Origin of the sequence: Vibrio sp. CJQ_6, assembly GCF_043106745.1 — a bacterium.
GTDB classification, from domain to species: domain Bacteria; phylum Pseudomonadota; class Gammaproteobacteria; order Enterobacterales; family Vibrionaceae; genus Vibrio; species Vibrio furnissii.
This window is the reverse complement of the sequence record NZ_JBICMV010000028.1, coordinates 316655-341802: the sequence shown is the minus strand read 5'-3', so window position 1 is coordinate 341802 and position 25148 is coordinate 316655. Positions and strand designations below refer to the sequence as shown.

General features: G+C 52.3%; 26 protein-coding genes. 16 read left to right on the top strand and 10 right to left on the bottom strand.

Annotated features, from left to right (window positions below):
- Nucleotides 1–2: 2 nt before the first annotated feature.
- Complete coding sequence (gene hutW, locus ACF8PK_RS16415) at nucleotides 3–1358, bottom strand: heme anaerobic degradation radical SAM methyltransferase ChuW/HutW (protein ID WP_392442433.1); 1356 nt, start codon at nucleotides 1356–1358, stop codon at nucleotides 3–5.
- A 166-nt stretch (nucleotides 1359–1524) separates the two neighbouring features.
- Between hutW and ACF8PK_RS16410 the strand changes: the two genes are divergently transcribed.
- The 6 genes from ACF8PK_RS16410 to ACF8PK_RS16385 are packed head-to-tail and all read left to right on the top strand — an operon-like array spanning nucleotide 1525 to nucleotide 6095.
- Nucleotides 1525–2304: an energy transducer TonB gene (locus tag ACF8PK_RS16410; protein WP_392442430.1), complete on the top strand. Its 780-nt coding sequence runs from the start codon at nucleotides 1525–1527 to the stop codon at nucleotides 2302–2304.
- The gene (locus ACF8PK_RS16405) at nucleotides 2304–2996 is read left to right on the top strand and encodes a MotA/TolQ/ExbB proton channel family protein (RefSeq protein ID WP_004727689.1); all 693 of its coding nucleotides are present in this window, start codon (nucleotides 2304–2306) and stop codon (nucleotides 2994–2996) included. Before ACF8PK_RS16410 ends, ACF8PK_RS16405 begins: the two co-directional genes overlap by 1 nt.
- A complete protein-coding gene (locus ACF8PK_RS16400) occupies nucleotides 2993–3412 on the top strand; it encodes a biopolymer transporter ExbD (RefSeq protein WP_004727688.1) in 420 nt (139 codons plus the stop codon). Before ACF8PK_RS16405 ends, ACF8PK_RS16400 begins: the two co-directional genes overlap by 4 nt.
- Nucleotides 3413–3420: 8 nt before the next feature.
- Entirely contained in the window at nucleotides 3421–4275 is an 855-nt protein-coding gene (locus ACF8PK_RS16395) for a hemin ABC transporter substrate-binding protein (protein ID WP_158164142.1), read from the top strand.
- A gap of 42 nt (nucleotides 4276–4317) precedes the next feature.
- Nucleotides 4318–5313, top strand: coding sequence for an iron ABC transporter permease (locus ACF8PK_RS16390; protein WP_004727686.1), 996 nt, complete (start codon nucleotides 4318–4320; stop codon nucleotides 5311–5313).
- Nucleotides 5313–6095: a heme ABC transporter ATP-binding protein gene (locus ACF8PK_RS16385; RefSeq protein WP_154179224.1), complete on the top strand. Its 783-nt coding sequence runs from the start codon at nucleotides 5313–5315 to the stop codon at nucleotides 6093–6095. Before ACF8PK_RS16390 ends, ACF8PK_RS16385 begins: the two co-directional genes overlap by 1 nt.
- Nucleotides 6096–6175: 80 nt before the next feature.
- Here ACF8PK_RS16385 and ACF8PK_RS16380 read toward each other — a convergent pair whose 3' ends face one another.
- The gene (locus ACF8PK_RS16380) at nucleotides 6176–6637 is read right to left on the bottom strand and encodes a TetR family transcriptional regulator (protein ID WP_004727684.1); all 462 of its coding nucleotides are present in this window, start codon (nucleotides 6635–6637) and stop codon (nucleotides 6176–6178) included.
- A 580-nt stretch (nucleotides 6638–7217) separates the two neighbouring features.
- Between ACF8PK_RS16380 and ACF8PK_RS16375 the strand changes: the two genes are divergently transcribed.
- Together ACF8PK_RS16375 and ACF8PK_RS16370 are read left to right on the top strand one after the other, a co-directional pair.
- Nucleotides 7218–7520 (top strand): YfcZ/YiiS family protein, encoded by a 303-nt coding sequence (locus tag ACF8PK_RS16375; protein ID WP_143679536.1) that lies wholly within the window; start codon nucleotides 7218–7220, stop codon nucleotides 7518–7520.
- 160 nt (nucleotides 7521–7680) lie between these two features.
- Nucleotides 7681–8280: a hypothetical protein gene (locus ACF8PK_RS16370; RefSeq protein WP_041943319.1), complete on the top strand. Its 600-nt coding sequence runs from the start codon at nucleotides 7681–7683 to the stop codon at nucleotides 8278–8280.
- 66 nt (nucleotides 8281–8346) lie between these two features.
- Here the strand turns inward: ACF8PK_RS16370 and ACF8PK_RS16365 are convergent, their stop codons facing one another.
- Nucleotides 8347–9453 (bottom strand): 1-acyl-sn-glycerol-3-phosphate acyltransferase, encoded by a 1107-nt coding sequence (locus ACF8PK_RS16365; protein WP_004727681.1) that lies wholly within the window; start codon nucleotides 9451–9453, stop codon nucleotides 8347–8349.
- A gap of 251 nt (nucleotides 9454–9704) precedes the next feature.
- Between ACF8PK_RS16365 and ACF8PK_RS16360 the strand changes: the two genes are divergently transcribed.
- The gene (locus ACF8PK_RS16360) at nucleotides 9705–10313 is read left to right on the top strand and encodes an AraC family transcriptional regulator (protein WP_286281108.1); all 609 of its coding nucleotides are present in this window, start codon (nucleotides 9705–9707) and stop codon (nucleotides 10311–10313) included.
- 51 nt (nucleotides 10314–10364) lie between these two features.
- On the opposite strand, the gene ACF8PK_RS16355 is transcribed toward ACF8PK_RS16360, so the two are convergent.
- A complete protein-coding gene (locus tag ACF8PK_RS16355) occupies nucleotides 10365–12185 on the bottom strand; it encodes an MOSC N-terminal beta barrel domain-containing protein (RefSeq protein ID WP_392442422.1) in 1821 nt (606 codons plus the stop codon).
- Between the two features lie 256 nt (nucleotides 12186–12441).
- On the opposite strand from ACF8PK_RS16355, the gene pyrC reads away from it, so the two are divergent.
- The gene (gene pyrC / locus ACF8PK_RS16350) at nucleotides 12442–13470 is read left to right on the top strand and encodes a dihydroorotase (RefSeq protein WP_055465010.1); all 1029 of its coding nucleotides are present in this window, start codon (nucleotides 12442–12444) and stop codon (nucleotides 13468–13470) included.
- 77 nt (nucleotides 13471–13547) lie between these two features.
- Here the strand turns inward: pyrC and rlmC are convergent, their stop codons facing one another.
- Complete coding sequence (gene rlmC / locus ACF8PK_RS16345; protein ID WP_392442419.1) at nucleotides 13548–14681, bottom strand: 23S rRNA (uracil(747)-C(5))-methyltransferase RlmC; 1134 nt, start codon at nucleotides 14679–14681, stop codon at nucleotides 13548–13550.
- A 92-nt stretch (nucleotides 14682–14773) separates the two neighbouring features.
- The gene (locus tag ACF8PK_RS16340) at nucleotides 14774–15682 is read right to left on the bottom strand and encodes a DUF808 domain-containing protein (RefSeq protein ID WP_392442416.1); all 909 of its coding nucleotides are present in this window, start codon (nucleotides 15680–15682) and stop codon (nucleotides 14774–14776) included.
- Nucleotides 15683–15859: 177 nt separating this feature from the next.
- On the opposite strand from ACF8PK_RS16340, the gene ACF8PK_RS16335 reads away from it, so the two are divergent.
- Nucleotides 15860–16780: a M14 family metallocarboxypeptidase gene (locus tag ACF8PK_RS16335; RefSeq protein WP_392442414.1), complete on the top strand. Its 921-nt coding sequence runs from the start codon at nucleotides 15860–15862 to the stop codon at nucleotides 16778–16780.
- A gap of 59 nt (nucleotides 16781–16839) precedes the next feature.
- Here the strand turns inward: ACF8PK_RS16335 and ACF8PK_RS16330 are convergent, their stop codons facing one another.
- Nucleotides 16840–17628 carry a helix-turn-helix domain-containing protein gene (locus ACF8PK_RS16330; RefSeq protein WP_014258049.1) on the bottom strand — a complete coding sequence of 263 codons (789 nt, stop codon included), beginning with the start codon at nucleotides 17626–17628 and terminating at the stop codon, nucleotides 16840–16842.
- A gap of 99 nt (nucleotides 17629–17727) precedes the next feature.
- Between ACF8PK_RS16330 and ACF8PK_RS16325 the strand changes: the two genes are divergently transcribed.
- The 3 genes from ACF8PK_RS16325 (at nucleotide 17728) to ACF8PK_RS16315 (ending at nucleotide 20419) form a co-directional block, all read left to right on the top strand.
- Nucleotides 17728–18627, top strand: coding sequence for a DMT family transporter (locus ACF8PK_RS16325; protein WP_392442412.1), 900 nt, complete (start codon nucleotides 17728–17730; stop codon nucleotides 18625–18627).
- Between the two features lie 163 nt (nucleotides 18628–18790).
- A complete protein-coding gene (locus tag ACF8PK_RS16320) occupies nucleotides 18791–19552 on the top strand; it encodes a DeoR/GlpR family transcriptional regulator (protein ID WP_004727672.1) in 762 nt (253 codons plus the stop codon).
- Nucleotides 19553–19696: 144 nt separating this feature from the next.
- Nucleotides 19697–20419, top strand: coding sequence for a LuxR family transcriptional regulator (locus ACF8PK_RS16315; protein WP_238771260.1), 723 nt, complete (start codon nucleotides 19697–19699; stop codon nucleotides 20417–20419).
- A 1-nt stretch (nucleotide 20420) separates the two neighbouring features.
- Here the strand turns inward: ACF8PK_RS16315 and ACF8PK_RS16310 are convergent, their stop codons facing one another.
- Nucleotides 20421–21002 (bottom strand): acyl-homoserine-lactone synthase, encoded by a 582-nt coding sequence (locus ACF8PK_RS16310; protein WP_004727670.1) that lies wholly within the window; start codon nucleotides 21000–21002, stop codon nucleotides 20421–20423.
- 337 nt (nucleotides 21003–21339) lie between these two features.
- On the opposite strand from ACF8PK_RS16310, the gene ACF8PK_RS16305 reads away from it, so the two are divergent.
- Together ACF8PK_RS16305 and ACF8PK_RS16300 are read left to right on the top strand one after the other, a co-directional pair.
- Entirely contained in the window at nucleotides 21340–21831 is a 492-nt protein-coding gene (locus ACF8PK_RS16305; protein ID WP_014258046.1) for an acyl-CoA thioesterase, read from the top strand.
- A gap of 201 nt (nucleotides 21832–22032) precedes the next feature.
- Nucleotides 22033–22284, top strand: coding sequence for a hypothetical protein (locus tag ACF8PK_RS16300; protein WP_004727668.1), 252 nt, complete (start codon nucleotides 22033–22035; stop codon nucleotides 22282–22284).
- Between the two features lie 336 nt (nucleotides 22285–22620).
- On the opposite strand, the gene malG is transcribed toward ACF8PK_RS16300, so the two are convergent.
- Both malG and malF read right to left on the bottom strand, forming a co-directional pair.
- Entirely contained in the window at nucleotides 22621–23511 is an 891-nt protein-coding gene (gene malG, locus ACF8PK_RS16295; RefSeq protein ID WP_004727667.1) for a maltose ABC transporter permease MalG, read from the bottom strand.
- 14 nt (nucleotides 23512–23525) lie between these two features.
- Nucleotides 23526–25097, bottom strand: a complete 1572-nt coding sequence (gene malF, locus ACF8PK_RS16290) for a maltose ABC transporter permease MalF (protein WP_158108888.1) — start codon at nucleotides 25095–25097, stop codon at nucleotides 23526–23528.
- Between the last annotated feature and the right edge of the window lie 51 nt (nucleotides 25098–25148).

The following is a 25148-nucleotide window of genomic DNA, read 5'->3' as shown; positions in this document are numbered from 1 at the left end:
GGTTATTGCGCAATACGATGTTGCGCCGTGTTGGTTTGTAAAACCTGAATGCAGGCTTGCGCCAAGGTGACGGACCAAAAGCGCCCCGCCAGTGTCAGAACCAGATACGCATCGTCATTGGTGACGAGCCCGCGCTGCGCCCAATGCGCAAACAGCGGTTTGAGCCGGTCAAAACTGTCGCCGCCATCAATCTGTTGGAACGCAGAACGCGCGACCACGCCAGCATCAAATCCGGCTTTCAACGTCGCAAATACCGGTTCCAACGCATGCTGCGCGAACATCATCGCGATGGGCGTTTCGCCTCGTTTCACCGCGTCCATATACGCTGGCAGTTGGCGATGTTGCATCAGTGAATACCCACCGACATTCCCGCCCGCGCCGCAGCCAATCGGCAACACTTGCGCATAGGTTTTGGCCAGCGAGTTGTATTGGCTGCGCTCACGATTGTCACGCGCCCAATGGTTCACACTTAATGGTTTGAGGTGATGACGCGCGAAAAAGTTCACGCCCAGCTCATACATCGCCGCTTTGTCTGGCGTGGTCGCTGGCGGTGGCAAACGCCCTTTTTCCACCAAGTTCAGCATCGGTGCGGAGCCGCCCACAACCAGTTGGTACAAGTCGACACCATGCGCGCCAGTTTGCAAATAATCACGTAAATCTTGCTCGAAGACGTCCAGTGTTTGATGCGGTAAGCCGTACAGCAAATCGATCACGATGGGCGCCTGTTGCGTGGCACTGAGGTCGCTCAAACGCTGCAAGACCGTTTCTCGCTCATCCAAGCGTTTGGCACTGCGGCGTACCAAGGTATTGAAACTCTGCACGCCAAACGAAAAGCGGTTAAAGCCCCCTTCCAAAGCGTGATCAAACATTTCATCGCTAAAGCGGTTGGTGCGCCCTTCAAGGGTGATTTCACAATCGCTGCTGAGGGGAAAGTAGTGACGAATGGCTTGTCCGAGCTGACGAATTTGCGCAGGGGACAAATCCGTCGGCGTGCCGCCGCCAACGTACACGGCGTGAAACACGCCCGATTGGGTCCACGGCAACGCTGCTTTGGCGCGTAGCTCGGTCATCAAGGCGGCAAAATAGCCGTCCACCAGTTCACGACTGGCTGCATTCTGAAAAAAGTTACAGAAGGTGCAACGCACGCGACAAAACGGCACGTGAATGTACAAACAACGCTGAGTGGCGTGGATGGTTTGATTCGCGATGCGATCCCACGTCGATTGGGCCAATGGCGGCGGCACAGGCACCACGCCGCCACCCGCGTGTGCGGAGTGTTTGGCCTTGAATGCGAAACGCAGCGGATCTGGGGTCTCTAACCCAAGAATTGATTCATCAAAATTATTTAAATCCAACATACATTATCTCTAGCGAATGCTTGATACGACTGGTCTCGAGCATCCTTCTGTACAAAGTGACAAAATGATAGATACAGATAAATGAGAATGCAATTGATAATTGATCTTATTTGCATGTTGAGTGATAATTCTGAAACTTACTAACCCACAGGCTTTGGAGCTGAGCGTGAATTTTCCAAGATATGTTGTCGCAGGCGGCGTTTCTCTTGCACTGCATGCCGCATTCATGTTGGTGGCAAACCAATCCACTGCGCTGGCGATGCCCGCTGGCAATCAGTCCACATCCGTCGCCATTAATTTCGTCGCAGCCCCGCAGCCCGCACCGCAGCAAGCGAAGGAACGCGTTGTCGAAAAAACAGTGCCAGACAAAACAACGCCTCAAACCGCACCGGAACCTGCGCCGGCCCCCCCAGCGAAGGTGGTGAAACACACCGCAGTGCCCAAAGCGATACCTAAAGCGACACCCAAAGTCACGCCAAAGCGCGTCAAACCCACGCCGTCGAAGCCAACGGCCGACACCGTGGCTAAATCGACCGCCCCCATCGCCACACCAGCGCCCAAACCTGAACCGGTGAAGCCCAAGCCCGCCGCAAACCCCGTCGAACCGGTAGCCGCGAGCAAACCCGCCCCCATCGTCAGCAGCCAAGGCGCCAATGCCACACCGATGATGGTGGATCGCCCGTCGTTTGTCTCTCGCCCGGTGCGTCCGAGTTATCCGCGCTTGGCGCAAAAACGGGGCATTGAGGGCGTGGCAACGTATGAAGTGTGGCTTGATGAACACGGCCGCCAAATCAAACAGATTTTAATTTCGTCTTCCGGTACTGCGATGTTGGACCAATCCGCTCTGGATGCCATCAAACAGTGGAAGTTTTCTCCGCACATCATCAACGGTGAAGCGCTTGCTCACCGAGTGCAAATCCCCGTTCGTTTTAGGTTGGATGGATAATGGAACCGCTACATCAATTACAACAACAACTCGGCCTGATGACTTGGCCACTGCTGATCTGCTCCGCGCTGACGGTCATGATTCTGGCTGAACGCGCATTTCAGGTGATCTTGAGCTTGGGCGTCGGAAAAGGGGCGATTCGTCGTCACTTGAATGGCATTTCCCCCACCAACGCCACGCAACTTGAAGCGCTTGCCGAGGCGTTGGCAGGCAAGCGTCCATTGTTATATCGCTCCGTCGCAATGCTATTGGCGCACCATGCGTTTCCCAAAGCATTACGCGAAGATGCGGCGGGCATTTGGTTGCAAGAAAAGCGTCATCAACTCAACGCCGGATTGCGTCTGCTGACGCTCATTGGCGTCATCAGCCCGTTGATTGGCCTGCTCGGCACCGTGCTGGGCCTGATTGAAATGTTCAAAGGCGTCGCCGCCTCAAGTGGCAACATTACCCCAAATGATCTGGCCGATGGCCTTGGCATTGCGATGCGCACCACCGCGGCGGGGTTGATGATTGCGCTGCCCGCCATCGCTGGCGCGCAGTTACTGAGCTTATGGGCCGACAAAGTGATGGCCAAGCTTGAACACACGCTCAACTACGTCAATCTGTGGCTGGAAGGCATCAGCCTCAATACCCATGATGCGCGCCGCACGCAAGACAGCACCGCCACTTCACCTGAAGTGAGTACACCATGATCAAAAGCGCGCCCTACAAACGTGATTTTGGATTAACGCCGGATCTCACGCCGCTGCTCGACATCATTTTCATCGTGATGGTGTTTTTGATGCTCACCGCCGCGGTGAAGCTCGACTCGCTGGACGTGAGTTTACCCACCAGCGATTCGGCGGCAGTGACCACGGTGGCGTCGCAATCTCTCACCATCAACATCACTGCCGAAGCGCCGTATTGGGCCATCGACGGTCAGGCGTATCTGGACTGGCACAACTTCACGCTCGCTTTGCTGGAAGCCCATCAACACCATCAGCGCCCGATCGTGATTGGTGCCGATAAACATGCGCAAGTCCAGCATCTGGTCAAGCTGCTGGCCTTCTTACAAGACAACGGCATTCCAGCCACACAACTCTTAACCGAAAAACCTTCAACAGAATGAGATTTGTTATGAAAACCTCTGTTCGCGCCGTGTGGCTGGCAGCCACGGCACTCACCGTCTTTTCTACTCCCACTTTGGCCGCAGAGCGCATCATCAGCGCTGGCAGCAGCGTGACCGAGCTAATTTTAGCCCTCGGCGCACAGCAGCAATTGGTCGGCATTGATGTCACCAGCGTTGCACCGCCCGCCTTGGCGCTGCCGAAAGTCGGCTATCATCGTCAATTGTCCGCCGAAGGGCTGCTGGCGCTTGAGCCGACGCAAGTGTTGGGTTCCAACGAAATGGGCCCGGACACCACATTGAACCAACTGAAATCGGCTGGCGTTGCGGTGAAAGTCATCAATAGCGATTCAACGCCGCAGGGATTATTGCAACGTATCGACCAGATTGCTCGCCTGACGCACACCGAAGACGCAGCCGTGCCGCTGAAACAACAAGTCGACGATGCCCTGCAAACGCTGCAAGCACACCAACCGGAGATGGCTGCGCGCAAAAAGGTACTGTTTTTGCTGATCCACGAAGGACGTGCAGCCAATGTGGCCGGACGTGACACCGTGCCGGATGCGATGATCACCCTCGCTGGCGGCGTGAACCCGGCGGCTCGTACTTTGAACGCCTACAAACCGTTGTCCATGGAAGCCATGGTTCAAATGCAACCGGATGTGATTCTGGTGAGCGGTCGCAGCTACGACAAGATGGGCGGCGCGGACGCTATTCTCAAAGCGATGCCCATGCTGGCTGCCACACCCGCGGGCCAAAGCAAACGCATCGTCACCGTCGATGGTCATGCCCTCGTGGGCGGTTTGGGGCTGAAAAGCTTGGAAGAAGCACAGCGCCTGCAAGCGTTGCTCTACCCACAAGGTTAATCAATCGTGTTAAGACAGGTTCCGCTTTATGTGACCACATCGATGTTGGGGCTGATCGTCGCGATCGCGACCCTTTATTCGATCACCGTTGGTCCAATGGACATCAGTTTCAGCGACAGTCTGCACAGCTTGCTGCTGCGCAGTGACACCATTGCCAATCACATCAATTTGGTGATCCACGAGATCCGTTTTCCGCGCACCTTGTTGTGCTTGTTGGTTGGTGCAATCCTCGCGCTGTGCGGCACCGTGATGCAAGGGCTGTTTCGCAACCCATTGGCAGAGCCGGGCATCATCGGCGTCTCGGCGGGCGCGTCACTGGGCGCGGCACTGGCGATCGTCTTCCTCGGCAGCTTGAATTTTGACGCACGTTGGATGAACGCAATCACGTTGCCCTTGTGCGCGTTTCTCGGCGGCGCGTTGACGACCATCATCGTCTATCGCTTGGGCACCAATAAATTCGGCACTTCCGTCACCATCATGCTGTTGGCAGGCGTCGCGATCAGCGCCGTGTCCGGAGCGGGCATTGGTTACCTCAATTATGTCGCCGACGATCAAATGCTGCGCGATTTGACCTTGTGGTCGATGGGCTCCTTTGCCGGAGCGAACTGGCAAAGCATCACCTTGTGCGCGCTGACGTTACTAGGGCTATACCTCTACTTTGCACGCCGAGCGATGGCGCTGAACGCGCTCCTGCTTGGCGAATCCGAAGCGCGTCACCTCGGCATTCCAATTCAGCGCCTCAAACGCGCGCTGATCGTCCTCAGTGCCGTGGGTGTGGGCGTCACGGTCAGTGCCGCCGGAATGATTGGCTTTGTTGGCTTGGTTGTCCCACACCTGGGGCGCATGTTGGTGGGGCCGGATCATCGTTATCTGCTGCCCGTTTCGGCATTGCTTGGCGCGCTACTATTGACCATCGCCGACATGGTCGCACGGGTTGCCGCGACACCAGCCGAACTGCCGATTGGCATTGTCACCGCTCTGGTCGGCGCGCCTTTTTTCCTCTACCTTCTATTTCAGCAAAAAGGGAAGATTTTCTGATGTCGTCGATTGCCATTCAGGCGCATGGCCTGTCCGCTCGGTTTGGTGCTCGCACCGTGCTTGATGAGATTGATCTTGAGATTCGAGCAGGTGAAGTCACCGCGCTGCTCGGCCCTAATGGCGCCGGGAAAAGTACCCTATTGAAACTGCTCAGCGGCGAACTCGACAGCGCCGCACCGATCCACTTCTTTGGCCGCGCGCGCCATGAATGGTCGCCCGCAGAACTTGCCCGTCATGTAGGGCTACTGCCACAAAGCAGCAGCCTGAGTTTTCCATTTACCGCGCAAGAAGTAGTAGAGCTGGGCGCCATTCCTCTCCATGCCAGCAAGCAAGAGACACGTCAGCTCGCCCGTCATTACATGACGAAAACCGATGTGGTGCATCTTGCCGAGCGCGTCTATCCGGCGCTTTCCGGCGGTGAAAAGCAGCGACTGCATTTGGCACGCGTGCTGACACAATTGCATCAAAGCGGCGAACAGAAAGTGCTGATGTTGGACGAACCAACCTCGGCGCTTGATCTGGCCCACCAGCACAACACGCTGCGTATTGCGCGTGATTTGGCACGCACCCAAGCCTGCGCAGTGATTGTGGTGCTGCACGACCTCAACCTCGCGTCGCAATACGCAGACCGTCTGGTGCTGTTACATGAGGGAAAACTGGTGTGCGATGCACCGCCCTGGCAAGCGCTCAGCAGCGACCTCATCGAACGGGTGTACGGCTATCACGCAATGGTGGCACCGCATCCGCAATTGGATTTTCCGATGGTTTATCCAGCGGCTTAATCGCGACACCTTCTTCATCGCGACACCTTTCAGAAATGAAAAAGGCCAACATGAGTTGGCCTTTTGAGTTATGGGGTCGGTTACTGGCTCATGGTGACCAGCGATTTGCCGATCAACCACTCAACCTGTTTATCACTGCCATCACCCAGCTTTTCATCCGCAAGGCGGTACAAACGTTCAATGCCGTTTGATGCAAAGCTCTCTGCACGTTCCGTGGTCACAATGTGATGGAACAGCAGACGAAGGATGGCGATAAATTCCGAGTTATCTAACGCTTTCACCCAACTGGATGAGAACGAGTCTGTGCCATTATCAAAATCCAGATGATCGATAAACATTTTAAAAATACGTCCATCGAGCGCGGAGGCGAAATCTGTTTTCTTCGGAAAATGGTGACTGATCCCGGTGCGTGACACACCCGTCTGCTGGCTTAGCGTGGTATATGACATTTTGTCGTATCCAAGTCGCAACAGTTGATCAACAACGGCATCCATGATCTTTTGAATTGTGATTTCTGTATCTTCTTTACTACGCTTTGGCATGGTTAAAGCTCTTCTTATGTAATCCCATATTGTTTTTTATTCGCGGACAAATCACGCAACAAGCCTACCAGCACTCGACTACATACTGTACAAACATGGTTGCACGAACATGACTGTACAGTGGCAGGCTACATCGCGAGGTCGATTCATCATTTATTATTTATCAATGCCCTATACCTTGCTGCCAAGACAACACACAAGCGCCCTAAGACCACCCGCGTGACAGACCGCATGCGAACCATGACCGACACGAATGGGTTCATTGAATGGATGAAAACACCCGAACAAACGTCATCAAACGACGACAAAATATTGCTAACTGGATTGAGGATAATCTTACAATCCATAAGCTATAGCAATGAAATTGGTGGCAGTATGACAAAATAATGGCACTAAAACTCACAAAAAATTGACTCACATCACATCTCCCCGCCAGAGATTCGCCATGATGCAAGAATTGAAATGTGACCCGATACGAAATATCACACTGTAAAACAGTGCAAAAACAGCAAGCTCTGACTCTGGAATACGGTTGCATACAGGGTTAGAATGACCATAACTTTTGTAAGAGGATTATGAGATGAGTAACGAAAGCTACGTAGAAACCGAAGTGTGTGAAGCGTGTGGTGTGGCCGGTGAAATGGGTTATATCATCCGTGAGGGCGATGATGTGGCAGAAGTGACTATCTTCGCTGACAACCGTGAACAACTGAATGCTGAGCTAGAAAAATACCTCGCTGTTGCCAAACAGGTGAACGAGAACGTGCAACACGAAGTTCTGCCCCTCGCCGATGACGCAAAAGAATTGCACGCCCGCTTTCAGTTTGAAGTGAGCGCTGAAAAACTGATTTTCGAATTGAAAACTCGCTCACTGGCGCGTTAATTCGAAGTTCAAGCATCCGATGCTGTGGAACGGGCCGACCTGGCCCGTTTTTTTGTGACCTTTTCCCACGCTGCTCGCCTTTTCGCGCAACAGGGATTGAAGCCGCGCGCAATGCTGGCGATACTAACCAACGTGATTGTGACAACTACCGGAAGCCGCTATGCCGCGACTGCTGCTTTGTTTAATGTTGTGCTTGCCCAGCATACCGCTGATGGCAACCCCGCTGGATCAATACCATATCCTCAATTATCTCGATAACTACGGGAACTTGGATCTGCGCAATAAGCCATTTACCAGCCTGCCCGATGGTCTGGAGGTGAAAGGCAACCTCAACATCGCCAAAACCGGCATTAGCCGCCTGCCCAGCGGGCTCAAAGTCAATGGCAGCCTCGATGCATCAAACAGCCAGTTGGCACGCGTCCAACGAGGCACATTCATTCGTGGTTACGCCAATTTGCTTGGGTCGAAGATCACCAATTGGCCAGCAGGCATTAACGTCGGCGGCTACCTCAACTTTACCGACACGCCCCTTGCGACGCTGCCACCGCGTTTGACCGTAAAAGGCGATCTGAGCGTGATTCGCACACCATTAAGCAAGTTGCCCGAAGGCTTGGTCGTACAAGGCAGTTTGTTTATCGGCGGCTCGCAAATCACCACCTTCCCCGAAACCATGACCGTCCACGGCAATATCTATCTGGGCGGCAATCAGATCACCCAATGGCCAACAAAGTTAACCCTTGGCGGCGCTGTCGCCCGTTAACATCCCAGTTCCCAAAGACAAAAAAGAGAAGCCAAGGCTTCTCTTTTTTTAGGCTGACGCTGCGCGTTATTTACGATTGCGCACCGGGTTGGCGTAGCTATCAAGCAAGTACGCGTGCGCCCCTTCTGGCAATTGCGCCAATTTCTCATTCAGTTTCGCGCGCACAGCAGGCGTGATCTCATCACTCTCTTCACCGGCAGCCAACAGGTTGATGGGGTACAGCAGATAGTTTTCATGGATCTGACGATCAATCTCCTCGGCCAACGCTTCCGGCGTGTCAAAGGTTTGATCAATCACATGACCAAACGCAACATGCACGCGGCCTTTGTCACCGACGATGCCTTGAATGATACTTTCGATATCTTCAAATTCACCTTTTTCGTATTTGCCATGCGTGGCTTTCTCATACAGTTCGCGCGCTTTGGCGATGTCACACGGGTCGTTTTCGTAGGCGATCGACACTGGCACAATTTTCAGCGACTTAATGTAGTCCGCAAACTCAATCTTCTGTTTACGACCTTCCACATGGAACATCTTCAAAATGGCTGGATCTGTAAAATCGTTGCCATCTTTCGCGCGGCCTTCCTTCTGTGCAATCCAGATGGAGTTGCCCGTTTCGAGCGAGTGTTTGATGTAACCCGACAGCGTGCCCAGTGCTTTCATCATTTCACGCGGGCCTTTGGCCGAACGTTTAACGATAAAGCTTTTGTTGAGCTTCATCAGCTCAGTGGCACACGGTTTTTTCAGTAAGTTATCGCCGATGGCGATGCGCACCGTCCGGTGACCGCTGATGTGCAGACCGTAGTTCACCAACGCAGGATCCATCGCAATATCGCGGTGGTTCGATACAAACAGGTAAGCGGTGTTTTTGTCGAGCTGATTCAGACCGCTGTACGTCACGCCACGCGTGGTGTGTTCCAGCGTCTGGTCGAGGTATTTTTTCACTTCCAGTTGAATTGCTTCCACCGAAGTCAGCTTGGCCCATTTAAATTTGAGGTAGGCTTTAACAAACGGCCCCATCAGAGATTTTAGCCAAGACGGCTGGCGCTCAAACCGGTGCTGCAAAATGGCAGCAATAAACTCTTCGTCATTGATCAAACGATCAAGGGCCGCAGGAATCTCATCGTCGTTGTATGGACGAATGTCTACAAAAGGATCAGTTGTTGAAGTCATATACTTATACGTCAAATAAAAAGCTGGCCTATTCTACGCATACTCATCGAGCGTCGCAGCTATCGTTACCACATAATTCATAAGGTCAGACCAGCTTTAATGAAAAAGGTTTCCATACGCGTCACATCGACGCGTGTTTCAATGCAACCCATTGAGTAATGCATTGAACGTGCCTGTTTGCAGCGCGAGAGAATTGGCTTTTGTGAGTGAAAGCGGTACCCTTAGCGCCCCAAATTATCTCGAGGCCATCCATGAATTACGCTATCCAGTCAGAAACGTGCTTATTTCCCTATTTAGAAGCCACGTCTCGCAAACGGGCCACCAAGCACAGCTTGATTCATGTGGAGCAAGGACTGGTGCTGATCAAATTGGGGAAACAGGAATACGCCGTGGAACCGAATCAAGCGGTGTGGATACCCCTCGATTGTTTATGCGCGTTGACCTTCTTCCCAAACACCCAAATCAGCCGCGTCGATTTCTCTGTCCGTTTGCGTGATGTTTTTCCGCATCAAGCGGGCTTCGTACACCATAGTGCACTGAGTTTGGCCGTGCTGGAACGTTTACGTCACACTCAACGCGAAGACGCAGTGTATCCGCATTTGCTGCAAGTCTTAAAAGCCGAAGTGCAAAACTTTGAACCGACGCTGCGCACCACGCCGTTTATGCAGGCGCTGGCAAATTGGTCGGTCACCGAACACGTCGGCATCAGCAAAGAGCAGCATTGCGTGCTGTTGGTGCGCGAGGCGATGAAACGCCGTTTGTCCGGCGGAAAAGAAGAGGCCATTGTCGCGGAGCTGTTTGCCGGCAATCACGCGCAATATCAGCAAATGTGCCAACTGGTATTAGGCGACGCCCAATAAGACGATTTGATAAAAAAACACCTCCCATTGGGAGGTGTTTTTTTATGGCGATTAGTCCACCACTTCGATATCCGTTTCCGGAATACAACAGCAAGCCAGCACAACCCCCATGTTGCGCTCATGCGCTTGGAGCGCAGGCACATCCGGTTGATGCACTTGGCCAGATTCGAGGGTCACTTTACATGACCCACAGAAGCCTGCACGGCAACTGCTGGCAATCGCAATCCCCGCCGCTTCCGCTTGATCGAGCAAAGTCGCTTGGTTGTTGCCTTCAAACACGTTGCCGTTCACGCTCAATTGCAGGGTTTTAAATGCCTTGGTCACGCTCTGCGCCACACCAAACGCTTCCTGATGATAGGCCGCTTCTGGCAATCCTTGTTTCAACAACAGATTTTTAGCTTTTTGCATAAACCCATCCGGGCCACAGACAAACACTTGGCGAGCGGCCACATTGGGCACTTGCTTCAAGTGCGACAGTGAAAAGCGCCCTTTAAGACCAAACCAATCCACCGGAGGCTGCGTCAATGAGATAAAGACTTTCAATCCGTCAAACTCGCGATTGAGCTGTTCCAGTTCTTCGCGAACGGGAATGTCTTCCACCGCGCGGCATTGATGGTAGAACACCACATCGTTGATTTGCTGGTGATCGGCCAAATAACGCAACATCGAGAGCATCGGCGTCACGCCACTGCCCGCAGACAGGAGCAACAAAGGTTGCTGGTGCAGCGCTTGTTCAAGATGGAAGCTGCCATCCGGCAGTTGGGTGGACAGCGTATCGCCCACTTGCAGGTTTTCCGCCAACCAATTGGACACTCGCCCGCCATCAATGCGTTTCACCGAAATCGCCAAGCGTCCGGGGCGTGAGGGGCTGGATGAGAGCGTGTAGCGGCGCGCGACATTTTCGCCATCCACCACCACTTCGATCGGCAGGTGCTGACCCGGTTGGTAACTCGGTGCTTGGCCGTGTTGCGGTTCAAGCCAGAAGGTCACAAAGTCTCGCGCAATCTCTTCTCGCTCAACACACGTCATCAGGTAATGGCTTTGGCCATGATCGGGGTAATACTCTTTCTCTTTATATTCGAGCACTTCCACCACATCACCCGTGCGGATCATGCCTTCATTTTTAGCCACTAAGTTCTGGCCGAAAAATACGCCCCCGCGTTCATTGGCACGAAACTGAGACAGCGTTCGCAGCGGCTCTTTGGTTGGACGAAACTCACCTTTCTGTACGTCGACGGTGGTCAAAATACAACGCTCGCACGGTTTCACAGCTTCAAACTCCACCTCACCAATGCGAATGCGTTTCCAGCCATCTTCGCCAAACGGTTCAGTGCCCGACACCACCAAATTGGTACGGAACTGATCCATGCTGTGTTGTTCTGGGCTGCGACGATTGAGTTCTTGCAACGAGCCTTCACTGATCACCAGCAGTGGGTAGCCATCGGCAAAGCTGACATTGCCGCCCACTTTCTCACGCACACGGTTGGATTGCTCGCCGCTGAACAGCAGCTCAACGCGCTGCCCCAACACAGCGCTAAACCAATCATCGGCGTCATCGGTGGTGGTGTATGCGGTGAAGTTGTCTTTCCACACTTGCGCGGGCGCTTCTTGCATTTTGAAATCTTGGTAGCGCAGTTTCAAAGGCGGCTGCCCCTGAGCAGAAAAAATCAAGCCATCCGGCGTTAAGGTGGAGCGCACCTTGACCATGCTCGGGTATTTACGCGCGGTCACCATACTGCCGTCGGCCAATGCCACCATGAAGCGTCGGTCAAACATCAGGCCCTGTTTTTCAACCCAAGCATTCGAAAGCGCAATGCCTCCGACGGATTTGACCGGATAGACGTTAATTTGAGAAAGATGAGCTGACGACATTGCAATTCCTTACGCATGATGATGATTCAATGATGATAAAACAAAAATCGTCAGGCGACTAATCGCGATACCGATCGCCCCTGCGCCTCACACAAAACTAATGAAAATGGCGATTTGGTGCGATTTTCAAAGAAAAGGGTGAAATGACGACCCTTTTCCTCTATCATCCTGTCGCCTAAACGGAAGCGTTTGCGCAGAAGACATCGCTGGCCGTTTTGGCTCCAATCACTTAACAAATCCATGGTGGGAGCAATTCATGACAACTCTAACGATCACACGTCCTGACGACTGGCACGTTCACCTTCGCGATGGCGAAGTGCTGACTGACACCGTGCGCGATATCAGCCGTTACAACGGACGCGCGCTAATCATGCCCAATACTGTCCCACCGGTGACCACGACGGAAATGGCCCTCGCCTACCGCGAACGCATCATGGCGGCCAAGCCACAAAGCCAGTTTCAACCTCAGATGGCACTGTACCTCACCGACAACACGTCCCCAGAAGAGATTCGTAAAGCCAAAGCCTCGGGCGCTGTGGTTGCTGCGAAATTGTACCCAGCGGGTGCCACAACCAACTCAGATTCAGGTGTGACGTCTGCAAAAAATATCTACCCAGTGCTGCAAGCCATGCAAGAAGAAGGCATGTTGCTGCTGGTTCACGGCGAAGTGACCACGCACGACATCGACATTTTCGACCGTGAAAAGACGTTCCTAGAGACCGTGCTGGCACCCATCGTCAACGATTTCCCCAATCTGAAAATCGTGTTGGAACACATCACCACTGCAGAAGCGGTCGAATTTGTGAAAAACGCGGGCGACAACGTGGCCGCTACTATTACCGCGCACCACTTATTGTTTAACCGTAACCACATGTTGGTTGGCGGCATTCGCCCACACTTCTACTGCTTACCTATTTTAAAACGTGCCACGCATCAGCATGCGCTGGTTGCTGCTGCAACGTCAGGGAGCAAGAAATTCTTCCTCGGCACCGACTCGGCGCCACACGCCAAAGGTAAGAAAGAAGCTGCATGTGGCTGCGCGGGCTCTTACACAGCGCACGCCGCGCTAGAACTGTACGCAGAAGTGTTTGAACTGGAAGGTAAACTGGATCAACTGGAAGCTTTTGCGAGCCACAACGGCCCAGATTTCTACGGCCTGCCGCGCAACAGCGACACCGTGACGCTGACCAAACAAGCGTGGGACGTCCCGGCATCCATGCCATTTGGCGGCGAAACCGTTGTGCCAATCCGCGCTGGTGAAGCCGTGCAGTGGACGGTGAAATAACCCGCTAAGCCACGACGTTAACGGCTGCATGGCAAACACAAAAAAGGAGAGGCTCACCTCTCCTTTTTTAATCCGTTTCAGGCAGTACGTTCAAGCAATAGCAACACTTCAGCATGATCAGTGTGCGGGAACATATCAAACCATTGCAGTTTCACCGCGCGATACTCCGTTAGTTGTTCCACATCGTTTTTCATCGTCAATGGATTGCAGCTGGAGTAGATGATGTGTTTCGGGGACAACATCGCCAATTGCTGAGTCAGCGCATCCCCTAAACCACGGCGAGGCGGATTCACTAACACCAAATCCGGCGCCACGTCCTGCCCCAATGAAAACTGCGCCGAATCGAGCGCCGCGAAGCTGAGATTATCAATCCCCATCGCGCTGGCCGAGCGCTTGGCACTGGCGATCGCTTCCGGCTCAATCTCAATCCCGGTGACTGCCGTGGTGGGCGATGCGCAATGCAGCGCAAAACCACCCACCCCACAAAACAGATCCCACATGTGCGCCGGCGCTAACTCGCGCACCCATTGACGCGCGGTGGCATACAACGATGCCGCGACCTGCGGGTTGGTTTGGAAAAAGCTTTTCGGACGAATCACCATCGGCACATCGTTGAACTGCTCCATCAACACTTGCGTGTCAGTGAGGAAAATCTCTTCCTCACCTTCAAGCCTTGCCATGTGCACGGGCTGAATATTGACCGATACGACTTCAATCACCGGAAACGCCGCCAACAATGCAGGCAAATTGCGTTCAATTCGCGGCAGCACCGCTGTGCTGCGGCTAACAAAACGCAGCATGAACTGGCCGTTGTATTCGCTGCGAGTCAGCAGGATGAACTTGAGTTCGCCCTTTTTCTTGGCTTTGTTGTAGGGCGGAATTCCCGCAATGCGAATCCATTGCTGCAGATATTCGAGCAACGCTTGCGTGGGTGCCGGATAGAGTGGGCACTGCGTGAGTGACAACGCAGCGCCGTCAAGTTGACTTTCAATGCCCAGAATCGGCGCATGTGCGGCGCCAAGCACCACCATTTTGGCTTTATTGCGAAATGTGGTTTCTTGACTGCGCATGGGCGCCAGCCATTGTTGTGGCGCCAAGTTCGTCAGCAGTGCTTTGAGTTGGTTATCTTTGATCTCAACCTGAGAAGTGTAAGGCGTGGCGCAATGCGTGCAAGACATGCAGCGTTGCTGTTCAAAGAATTCACAATGCATAAAGGGTGACTGCCGGAAAAAGAAAAGCGCTAGTCTATTCCTTCACTGACAAATCACCATTGAAATGTTTTATCTTCACGACAACGATTTATTTAATGGCCGCGTACTTTGTGCACTACTTCCATCACGGCCACAATCACTAAGCCTGCAACCAGACCAATCAAGCCATTGAGCACCACCGGAACCAGTGAATTCACCAACGACAGATTCGGCAAATCCATCAACACCGGCTCAATCCAGTGATGAATCATCGGTACGTTGTGCACCACAATGCCACCGCCGACCAAGAACATCGCCGCCGTGCCGACCACGGTAAGCGCTTTCATCAACTTCGGCGCAAAACTGACTAACACACCGCCCACGCTTGCCAGCCACCCTTGGCCTTTGGACTTGCGTTCAAGATAAAAGCCCAAGTCATCAAGCTTGACGATCCCAGCCACCAGCCCGTACACCCCAGCGGTCATGATCATGGCAATCAAGCTCACCACCACAATTTGCGTCATCATCTCTTTGCCTTGAACGGCGCTCAGCGCAATCACAATGATTTCGGCCGACAGAATAAAGTCGGTGCGGATTGCCCCTTTCACTTTCTTCTGCTCGTACTCTTCCAAACTGAGCTGACCCAACGCGTCTAGGGCTTCTTCCGGTGATGTCTCCGGCTGCGTGTGAAACAGCTTTTCCAGCACTTTCTCTGCGCCTTCAAAACAGAGGAACAACCCACCCAGCAGCAGTAGCGGCATGATGAGCCAAGGCGCAATTGAACTGATGATTAGCGCTGCCGGCACCAAAATGAATTTGTTGCGAAACGATCCTTTGGCCACTGACCACACCACCGGGATCTCTCGCTCTGCCGTTACGCCCGACACTTGCTGGGCATTCAACGCCAAATCATCACCCAGTACCGCTGCGGTTTTTTTGGCCGCTACTTTCGACATCACGGCAACGTCATCCAGCACCGTCGCAATATCGTCCAACAAAGTCAGTAAGCTCGCTCCAGCCATGAACAGTCTCTTTTTGTTATCAGGAATCGATGAAACGAAATGTAACACTAACCCGGTGAATCGGTTAGTCATAACCACAAGAAAAGTCGCAAAACACATCGTCACCCTGAGCCACAGTTGCACACCGGGCGTTGGCGGATTACTCTGCTTAGCTTGTTCCACTTACAGGGAAAGTCCATGAACTCTGCATACACCTACCCCATTGGCACGCCAGGTCAACCTTGGGGTGAATCTGAACGCCAAGCTTGGCGCGCACAAGCCACCGTCAAACGAGAATACCAACGTGAAGTGGTGCCCAAAATTGAAGCATTGCGCTCTGCTTTTGAGGTCGAACAATATGGCGCACTGTCGTACGATCCAGCGCGTTTTCCGCTGTTTTGCATCAAAACACGCGATTGGCAAGCCGATAAGCCGACCATGTTGATCACCGGTGGCGTGCACGGGTACGAAACCAGTGGCGTTCACGGCGCGCTGAAATTTCTCGCGACCCAAGCCAAACGCTACGAATCTCATGTCAATATTGTGGCCGCGCCTTGTATCAGCCCATGGGGTTACGAGACGATCAACCGCTGGAACCCAAATGCGATTGATCCCAACCGGTCGTTTTATGCCGAAACCCCAGCTGAGGAATCCGCGAATCTGATGAGCCTCGTGGCAACGCTGCCAAACGTCTTGATGCATATTGATTTGCACGAAACCACCGATACTGACGAAAGTGAGTTTCGCCCGGCATTGGCGGCGCGCGATGGTATCGCCTATGACGCCGGCATCATTCCGGATGGCTTTTACACCGTTGGCGACAGCGACAACCCACAACCTGAATTTCAGGCGGCAATCATTCAATCGGTGCGCCAAGTGACCCATATCGCGCCAGCCGATGACAACGGCGAAATTATTGGCTCGGCAGTGGTGCAAGACGGCGTGATTCTTTATCCGATGAAGGCTCTGGGTCTGTGCGGCGGCGTAACCAATTGTGTGTATGGCTCCACCACCGAAGTGTACCCAGACAGCCCGAGCGTTACCGATGAAGAGTGTAACGATGCGCAAGTGGCTGCGATTGTTGGCGCGCTGGACTATGTGTTGACTCAGATTAAGTGAGTTGAGTGTGCTGGCTGAGGTTTAACGCCAACACCGCCGTGTATCACGCCTCATGGCGATCACAACAAACGGTTTTTATACTGCTCCGGGGTCTGCCCGGAGTATTTTTTGAACATCGCAATAAACGGACTGGCTTGGTTGTATCCCAACGTCAGCGCCACTTCTTTCACCGAATGCCCGTTGCGCAGCAAATCCATCGAATACAGATAGCGCACGCGCAGTCGCCACTCGGTAAAACTCATGCCCAACTCCGCCTGACAGTGCCTCGCCAAGGTGCGCTCCGTGGTGTGCACGCGCTCGGCCCACTGTTGCAAGCTGGTGTCATCGGTCGGGTTCTCTTCCACCGCCGACAAAATCGGCGCTAAATACTTATTGCTGCTTGATGGCAGAAAATGGTGCTGAGTTTCACGGGTTGCCAACTGGTCGAGCAACACTTGCACCAAACGCAGGTCCTGCGGCGCCTCCGCCACGCTGATTTCCCGTTGACGAAAATCATCAATGATCGCCGAAACAATTGGCGTGACTTTGATCAGGCTGGTTTTGCTGGGGAATGCCGTGGTCATCGCCGCAGCGATGTTGAGGGAACAATACTCGATTGGTTTTCGATTGTAACTGCGATGGCGAATACCGGCTGGCACCCAAATCGCCAAATGCGGCGGCGCAAGAAAGCGCGTGTCTTCCGCTTCCATCTCCAAAATTCCCCCCGAGATGAGCTGAACCTGCCCCCAGGGGTGGCTGTGTTCGCGCGTTTCGGTATTAGACAAAAACGCCTCGAAATTCATAAATACGTCGGATGGTGCACGCTCGATTGATAATGATGGATGAAGGTTTCTGGCGCGTTTTTTCAAACTTGTCTTCCTATCGCTCGCAATGTCGTTTTAGAGATATATGTAATTATATAGACCTGTCAAACTAGTTTCCATGACGCAAATTGAGACGAGGCGCACATGATTTATCTTCTTCCACTGTTTACTGTGCTGATTTGGGGTGGTAACTCCATCGTCAATAAACTTGCAGCCAGCACCATCGAACCCAGTGCGATGAGCTTCTATCGCTGGTTTTTAGCCATGTTGATTTTAACGCCGTTTTGTTTACCAGCGGTGATTCGTCAGCGTCACATCATCAAACCCTATTTAGCAAAATTGGCCTTTTTGGCATTGATCGGCATGGTGCTGAACCAATCGCTCGGCTATTACGCGGGGTTAACCACCACCGCGTCTAACATGTCGCTCATCACCTCGCTGGTGCCGTTGATGAGCGTGTTCATCAGCGTGCCGCTGCTGAACAAACGCATTTCCGGTTTGAGTATTGTTGGCGGCGTGATTTCGTTGTCAGGGCTGGCATTTATGCTGGGTCAGGGCGATGTGCTGTTCTTTCTCAACCAAGACGTGACGCAAGGCGACGGCTTGATGGTCTTGGCGGCACTGGTGTATGCGATTTACTGCGTGCTGTTAAAACGCTGGAAAATGCCATTGAGCAACTGGACGTTAATCTACCTGCAAGGCGTGTGTGCGGTTATCATGCTGGTGCCCTTATGGCTAACCAGCGACCACTTGCTTCCAACCGAGGGGTCGCTGCCGCTGATCGCTTACGCTGGAGTTGCGGCCTCTTTGCTAGCACCTTGGATGTGGATCAAAGCCATCGATGCGATTGGCGCAGATTCCACCGCTATGTTTATGAACTTGCTGCCCGTGGTTGCGGTCAGCTTAGCGGCCACGCTGCTGGGCGAACAGATTCACGTTTATCATGTCTTGGGCGGCGTGATGGTGGTCAGCGGGGTGATTCTGTCGCAACTGAAAGTACGTCGCAGAGTAATCAAACCCGTTGAAAACGCAGCGCAGGCGTAAGCATGAATGCTCATATGAGCATCAAAAGCCGCGGCAGGTCATGTTCGTTTTATGTGAAACGAAGCTTAAAACGAACAGCAACGTTGTAAAACTCTCGCTAATCAATTGAATTTAGTGCGCTAAACCGTACACTTGTAGCAATTCAATGTATAAGGACATGCCTGTGAAAGCGGTAAAACGCCATCAAGAAATCATCGAATTGGTTCAAAGCCAAGGGTTTGTCAGCACCGACGAACTGGTTGAACGATTCAATGTAAGCCCACAAACCATTCGCCGTGATCTGAATGAGCTGGCGGATGACAACAAATTGCGTCGCAACCACGGCGGCGCCACCATTGCAACCAGTTCTGAAAACTCGTCCTATCATACGCGTCAGGTGACATCGCAAGGCGAAAAAGAGAAAGTGGCCTCCGCGCTGGTCAAACACATTCCCGACGGTGCCACGCTGTTTATCGACATCGGCACCACCCCCGAAGCGGTGGCTCGCGCTTTGATGGATGAGCACCATAACTTGCGCATCGTGACCAACAACATCAACGTCGCGACCATTTTGATGGCGAAACCGGATTTCAGTATCATTTTGGCCGGCGGTGAAGTGCGCAACAAAGATGGCGGCGTCACGGGGGAAGCCACGCTCGATTTCATCTCTCAATTCCGGCTTGATTTTGGCATTCTCGGCATCAGTGGTATCGACTACGACGGTTCGCTGCTCGATTTCGACTACCATGAAGTGCGAGTGAAACGTGCCATTATCGAAAACAGCCGCTGCGTCTTTCTCGCCGTCGATCACAGTAAGTTTGGCCGCAACGCCATGGTGAAGCTCGGCACGCTGGCCGATGTGGATTTGATCATCACCGATCAAGAACCACCAAAAGAAATCGCGAATTTTGCGAAAGAGCACGAAGTCACCATTCAAGTGGCTTAATTAGAAAGCGCGAGTCCGCGCTTTCTTTCGTTTTCGCCCACCTGCGCACAAAATCCGGACATCAGACTAATGTCATCTTGCCTTTCGCGCTTATCTGATATTAATATCACTATCTCATTATTGCTCTTAGATTATTATCCTTAAATGCAGAAGATTCTCCGCCTTGTTCAAGAAAACCAAGTGATCACCAGTTACGAAAATCTGGAGAGTACGCTGGCGGCGCTAAATAATATTATCGACCACGAATACTTCTTGTTTGGACTGTCATTGCAACCGACACTGACCACCAGTGAAACCTTAATCACGGATAACTACCCAGCCAGTTGGCGTCAACAATACGATGAAGCAGGCTTCATGCACGTTGACCCGATCGTGCAATACAGCATGACCAACTTTTTACCGATTCGATGGTCGCAGATTCCCGTGGCATCCAATCAAGCGCACGAAATGTTTGAAGAAGCGCGAATTAACGGCTTAAAAGAAGGGTTTTCGATTCCGATTCACGGCCTGCGCGGTGAGTTTGGGATGTTGAGTTTCGCCACCTCGGATACGCGCCATTACGAGCTCAACAGTGAAGCGATTCAAACCTCGCAACTGATCATTCCACTGCTGTCGCACAACATTCATAACATCGCACGCTGCCACAAAGATGCGGCGCCGCGTATTGAATTGACCGCCCGAGAAAACCAATGCCTCACTTGGGCAGCAGAGGGGAAAAGTGCGTGGGAGATTGCCAAGATCATCGACACCTCTGAGCGCACGGTGAAATTTCATATCGCCAATGCCTGTAAAAAGCTTGGCGCGACGAATCGCTACCAAGCTATCACTAAAGCCATCTTAGGTGGCTATATCAATCCTTATATTTGAATTAAGCGCCCACACTCTCACGATAGTGGTCGTTCATGGGGATCAACAACGCCACGGAGCGCGTATCGCCCAGCATGTGAACCTGCTTGTCCCCCACCCGCTCACACGGAATGCCCAGTCGCTTAATCAGCTTTTCTACGCCAGTCGAGGTGACGGTCACATACCGTTCAATGCCTTGACGCTGCGCGTGATGATAGAGCGATTGGAACATCTTCATCGTGACGTTACTCACCCCGCCGGATTGCGCCGAAAACTCTTTGTCGACCGCAAAACGACTCAGTTCATAAATACGCTTGCCTTTCGGGGCCTGTACGTCGCCCAGAAGCTCCGGAAAGGTATCTTTGAGCATGTAGTTGTCTGTGGTTGGCAAAATGCGCCAGCAGCCAATCAGGTGCCCTTCATCCCCTTTTGCATAGAGGTAATGGGCACTTGGAATGTCGTACTCGTCGCTTTCTAACCCTTCATGGGTTTCCAGCTCCCAGTGCAAACGTTCAGAGAACACCTTAAAGCGCAGTTTAAGCAGCGCCAGGTAGTCGTGTGCTGGAACGGTAGTGAATTGATAACTGTGGATTGAGATACTCATCGGACTTCTCCTATTGGTTAATGGAGAAATCACGCTAAACAATCTCTTAAATGAGGAAACCTGTCCGATCGAACAGTTACGTCTTAGCCTTGTTTACATTATTATCAGGCCCTCTGATTTACTAGCAATCAGTTGGCTAAAAATTAAGGTACACCCGAATATAATTAATCGTACCATTCCGACATGAGACCCCTTTTGTTGCACGCAAAAGGGGTTTTTTCTTGCCTTTTTCACCGGCAAAGCGAAACAAAATGAACAAAACATTGCGAATAAGTTATAGATTCGTTATTAGTACAGAACAATCCCTTGTCCGTGTTGAATAATGAAGGATCAGCCTATGAGCAGTGGCAAACGAGATATTACTCTGCGTTTTTTAGCAGAGCCCGGTGATGTGAATTTTGGTGGTAAAGTGCACGGCGGCGCCGTGATGAAATGGATCGACTTGGCGGCCTACGCCTGTTCGGCGGCTTGGAGTGGCAAATACTGCATCACCGCTTACGCCGGGGGCATTCGTTTTGTGGCGCCGATTCATGTCGGCAACTTGGTCGAAGTGAGTGCCAAAGTGATTTACACCGGCAAAACCTCCATGCACATCGCGATTGATGTTCAGGCCAGCGATCCAAAAGAGTTGAAAAACCGTCTGACCACGCATTGCATCGTGATCATGGTCGCCGTGGATGAAAGTGGTAAACCCACCGCAGTACCGGAATGGATCCCCACCACGCAAGAAGACATCGAACTGCACAACTCCGCCGTCCGATTGATGAATATGCGCACCGAGATCGGCGAAGAGATGGAAGCGCACGTGAAATACCTTAAAGCCAAATAGCCCTTTCGCACCGCTTTACGTCACAGCGGCGCTTCAGCCGCTGTGTTCCTATCAACCTCAGTCTTCTCATCAACCGCAGCCCTCGAATCAACCGCTGTTGCAGCCAATCACCGTCCACTGTCATCGAACGTTCATTTTTCTCTGCTTTAATGCGCGATGATCAGGCAAACGTGTGCCTGACACGACCGAGAAAACAGACCCATGGCATTAACGCTCAGCGATATCACTCTCAGTGAAACAACCTTATCCAATCCAAAAGCCGTCGAGTACCAATGGGTTCGCACCCTGTATGTTGAAGGGTATCAGCCCACCGAAATCAACCACTATATTAACGCTTGCTTTGGCGGGGATGACACCTTTGCCGATCTGTTTCGTAAAGTCGCGCTACAGCAAGAAAGCCTGTACGTGCTGCTGCAATACATCGGATGCGCGCCGTCCAGTCGTGAGTTCTGATTTTTCTGCAGGATTTGCGCCGCTTACACCAACAATTCAGATCTGACTCGCACTCCTTTTCCGCTCACCTTTTGTCCATTCACACCGTCTATATACTGAATCGGTTTCCGCATGGAAGGTCATCACACGAGGCCACCCCCAAACGGCAGACATAAAAAAACCTGAGCTCAGCTCAGGTTTTGGTTACAAAAACTGTTAGTCATGATACGTAAGGAATAGAGCTAACAGCCAGCTATGCGTAACGCCAGAATTGTCTCCTTCTTAACTGATCGGCGGCCAAACCAAAAGTGTTAAGGGTGGACAAAATGGGCGACCTTGCGGTCGCCATTATCGTTGTTATCCTTTGACACCACCAGCTGTCAGGCCTCCGACTAACCAGCGTTGTGCAAGCAGGAATACGATAGTGATTGGTAGTGCAGACAAGACTGCCGCTGCCGCGAAGTCGCCCCACAAGTAGTTCTGAGGGTACAAATACTGCTGCATACCAACCGCGAGTGTGTACGAGTTTACATCAGAAAGTAGTAACGATGCTACCGGAACTTCACCCACCACCATGATAAACGACAGAATGAACACCACGGCGAGAATCGGCACAGACAACGGTAACAAGACCAGTCTGAACGCTTGCCAAGGGGTTGCACCATCCAGTGCCGCCGCTTCTTCCAGCGAATTATCAATCGTTTCAAAGTACCCTTTAATCGTCCATACGTGCAGCGCAATACCGCCTAAGTAAGAGAAGATCAGGCCGCCATGCGTGTTCAACCCGAGGAACGGAATGTACTGTCCTAGCTTGTCAAACAGTGCGTAGATAGCCACCAGCGCCAGTACCGCTGGGAACATTTGGAAAATCATCATCGCTTTCAGGATGGTTTCTTTGCCTTTAAAGCGCATACGAGCAAACGCGTAAGCCGATGTGGTCGACAGCGACACAATCAGCACGGATGAGATTGCCGCGATTTTCACCGAGTTCCACAACCAAGTCAGTACCGGGAAAGGTGGCGGTGTTACGCTACCATCCGCGTTGGTGACCGAAAAGCCCAGCGCCAGTTTCCAGTGTTCCAGAGACGGGTTGTCTGGAATGAGGCTACCCGTTGCGAAGTTACCTTCACGAAATGAGATAGCGACAATCATCAACAGTGGAAAGATGATGAGTGACAAAAATGCCCACAATGCGATGTGTGTGGCCCACACACGGTACTTGAGCGATTTACCTTGAACCATTGCCATCGTCGTCGCTCCTCTTAATTCTGACTGACTTTAGTGAAACGTAGGTTGATGAGTGCCAGTGCACCGACCAACAGGAAGATCAGCGTTGCAATCGCACTTGCCAGACCGAAGTCTTGACCACCTGCGCCTTCAAATGCGATACGGTAGGTATAGCTCACCAAAAGGTCGGTATAACCTGCTGGTTCCGAGGTGCCGATCATGTTCGGACCACCGGCGGTCAACAATTGGATCATCACGAAGTTGTTGAAGTTAAACGCGAAGCTTGCAATCAATAGCGGTGTCAGCGGTTTAATCATCAGAGGCAGTGTAATCTTCTTGAAGTTCTGCACAAAGTTCGCGCCGTCAATCGCTGACGCTTCGTATAAATCTTCCGGAATAGCTTTCAACAGGCCCATACACAGAATCATCATGTAAGGGAAACCCAGCCACGTGTTGACGATCATCACCATGGATTTCGCCAAGAATGGGTCTGAGAACCAAGCTGGGCTGATCCCAAACAGCGCTTGTAGCACCATGTTGATTTCACCAAAGCTTTGGTTGAACAAGCCCTTAAAGATCAGAATCGAAATGAACGCCGGCACCGCGTAAGGCAGAATCAGCAGCACACGGTATACCGCGCGGCCTTTCAGCTCTTCCCACTGCACCACACTCGCCAGAATCAGACCGATGATGAGCGTAAAGATCACCGTCAGCACGGAGAACACAACCGTCCAGATGAAGATGCTGATAAACGGCTCTTTGATGCCATCATCTTTCCACACACGTTCGAAGTTGTGTGTTCCGATAGAGACCACAAAACCTGGCGACACCGTGTTGCCCACGAACGCGCCGTTTTCATCGATTGGCTGGTAGAAACCCAGTTCCATATTCGGGCGCAGCGTTTCACCGGTGCGGTTGTTGTAAAGCGTTTCACCATCCTCTTGCATGGTGTACAGCGGAACGACCGCCGCAAACTTACGCAAGCCACTCATGCGAATGTCATCGCCCGATGGGAAATGCAAGTCCAATCCGCCCAGCGCACTACGATTGCTGATGATGGTTTTAATCGGTTCTTTCTCACCGCTGATGGCGTCAATCGGAGCAAGGTCTAGATCCGAAGGCACATTGGTAATCGAGAACGCCGGGGTTGCGTACAGTTTGTCACCGTCTTCAATCGAGATGCGGTAACCATCTTCTGTGCTGTAGAGATGAAATGAATAACTTTCTCCGCTTTGGAACGTACGGTCCATCAGGACAGATTGAGCACGCTCGTAGGAGAGTTGGTTTTTGGCGCTGTAGTTGGTAAACGCCAGGTTCACCGTATAGGCTAATGGGAAAAGGATGAATAGGATCATCCCGGCGACACCTGGATAGATATAACGATGCGCGTATGTTTTCTTGCTGCCGAAAATGTAGAGCGCAAGAGCGGTTAGAATCAGGGTCAGCAAAGCAAAAGCCAGCTCACCGCGGGAATACATTAGAATCGTTGCATAGCCATTCACGATACCCACTGCGCCTAATACGGCCCATTTGATGAATGCGCGCTTGTTGGCCGGGAGTGTCGTTGCTGGTGCTGACATCGCCTCTGTACCTTGAATTGACTGCATAGAACAACCTGCTAGCGAAATAAAAAAATGGGAAAGTAAGGAGAGGTTGCC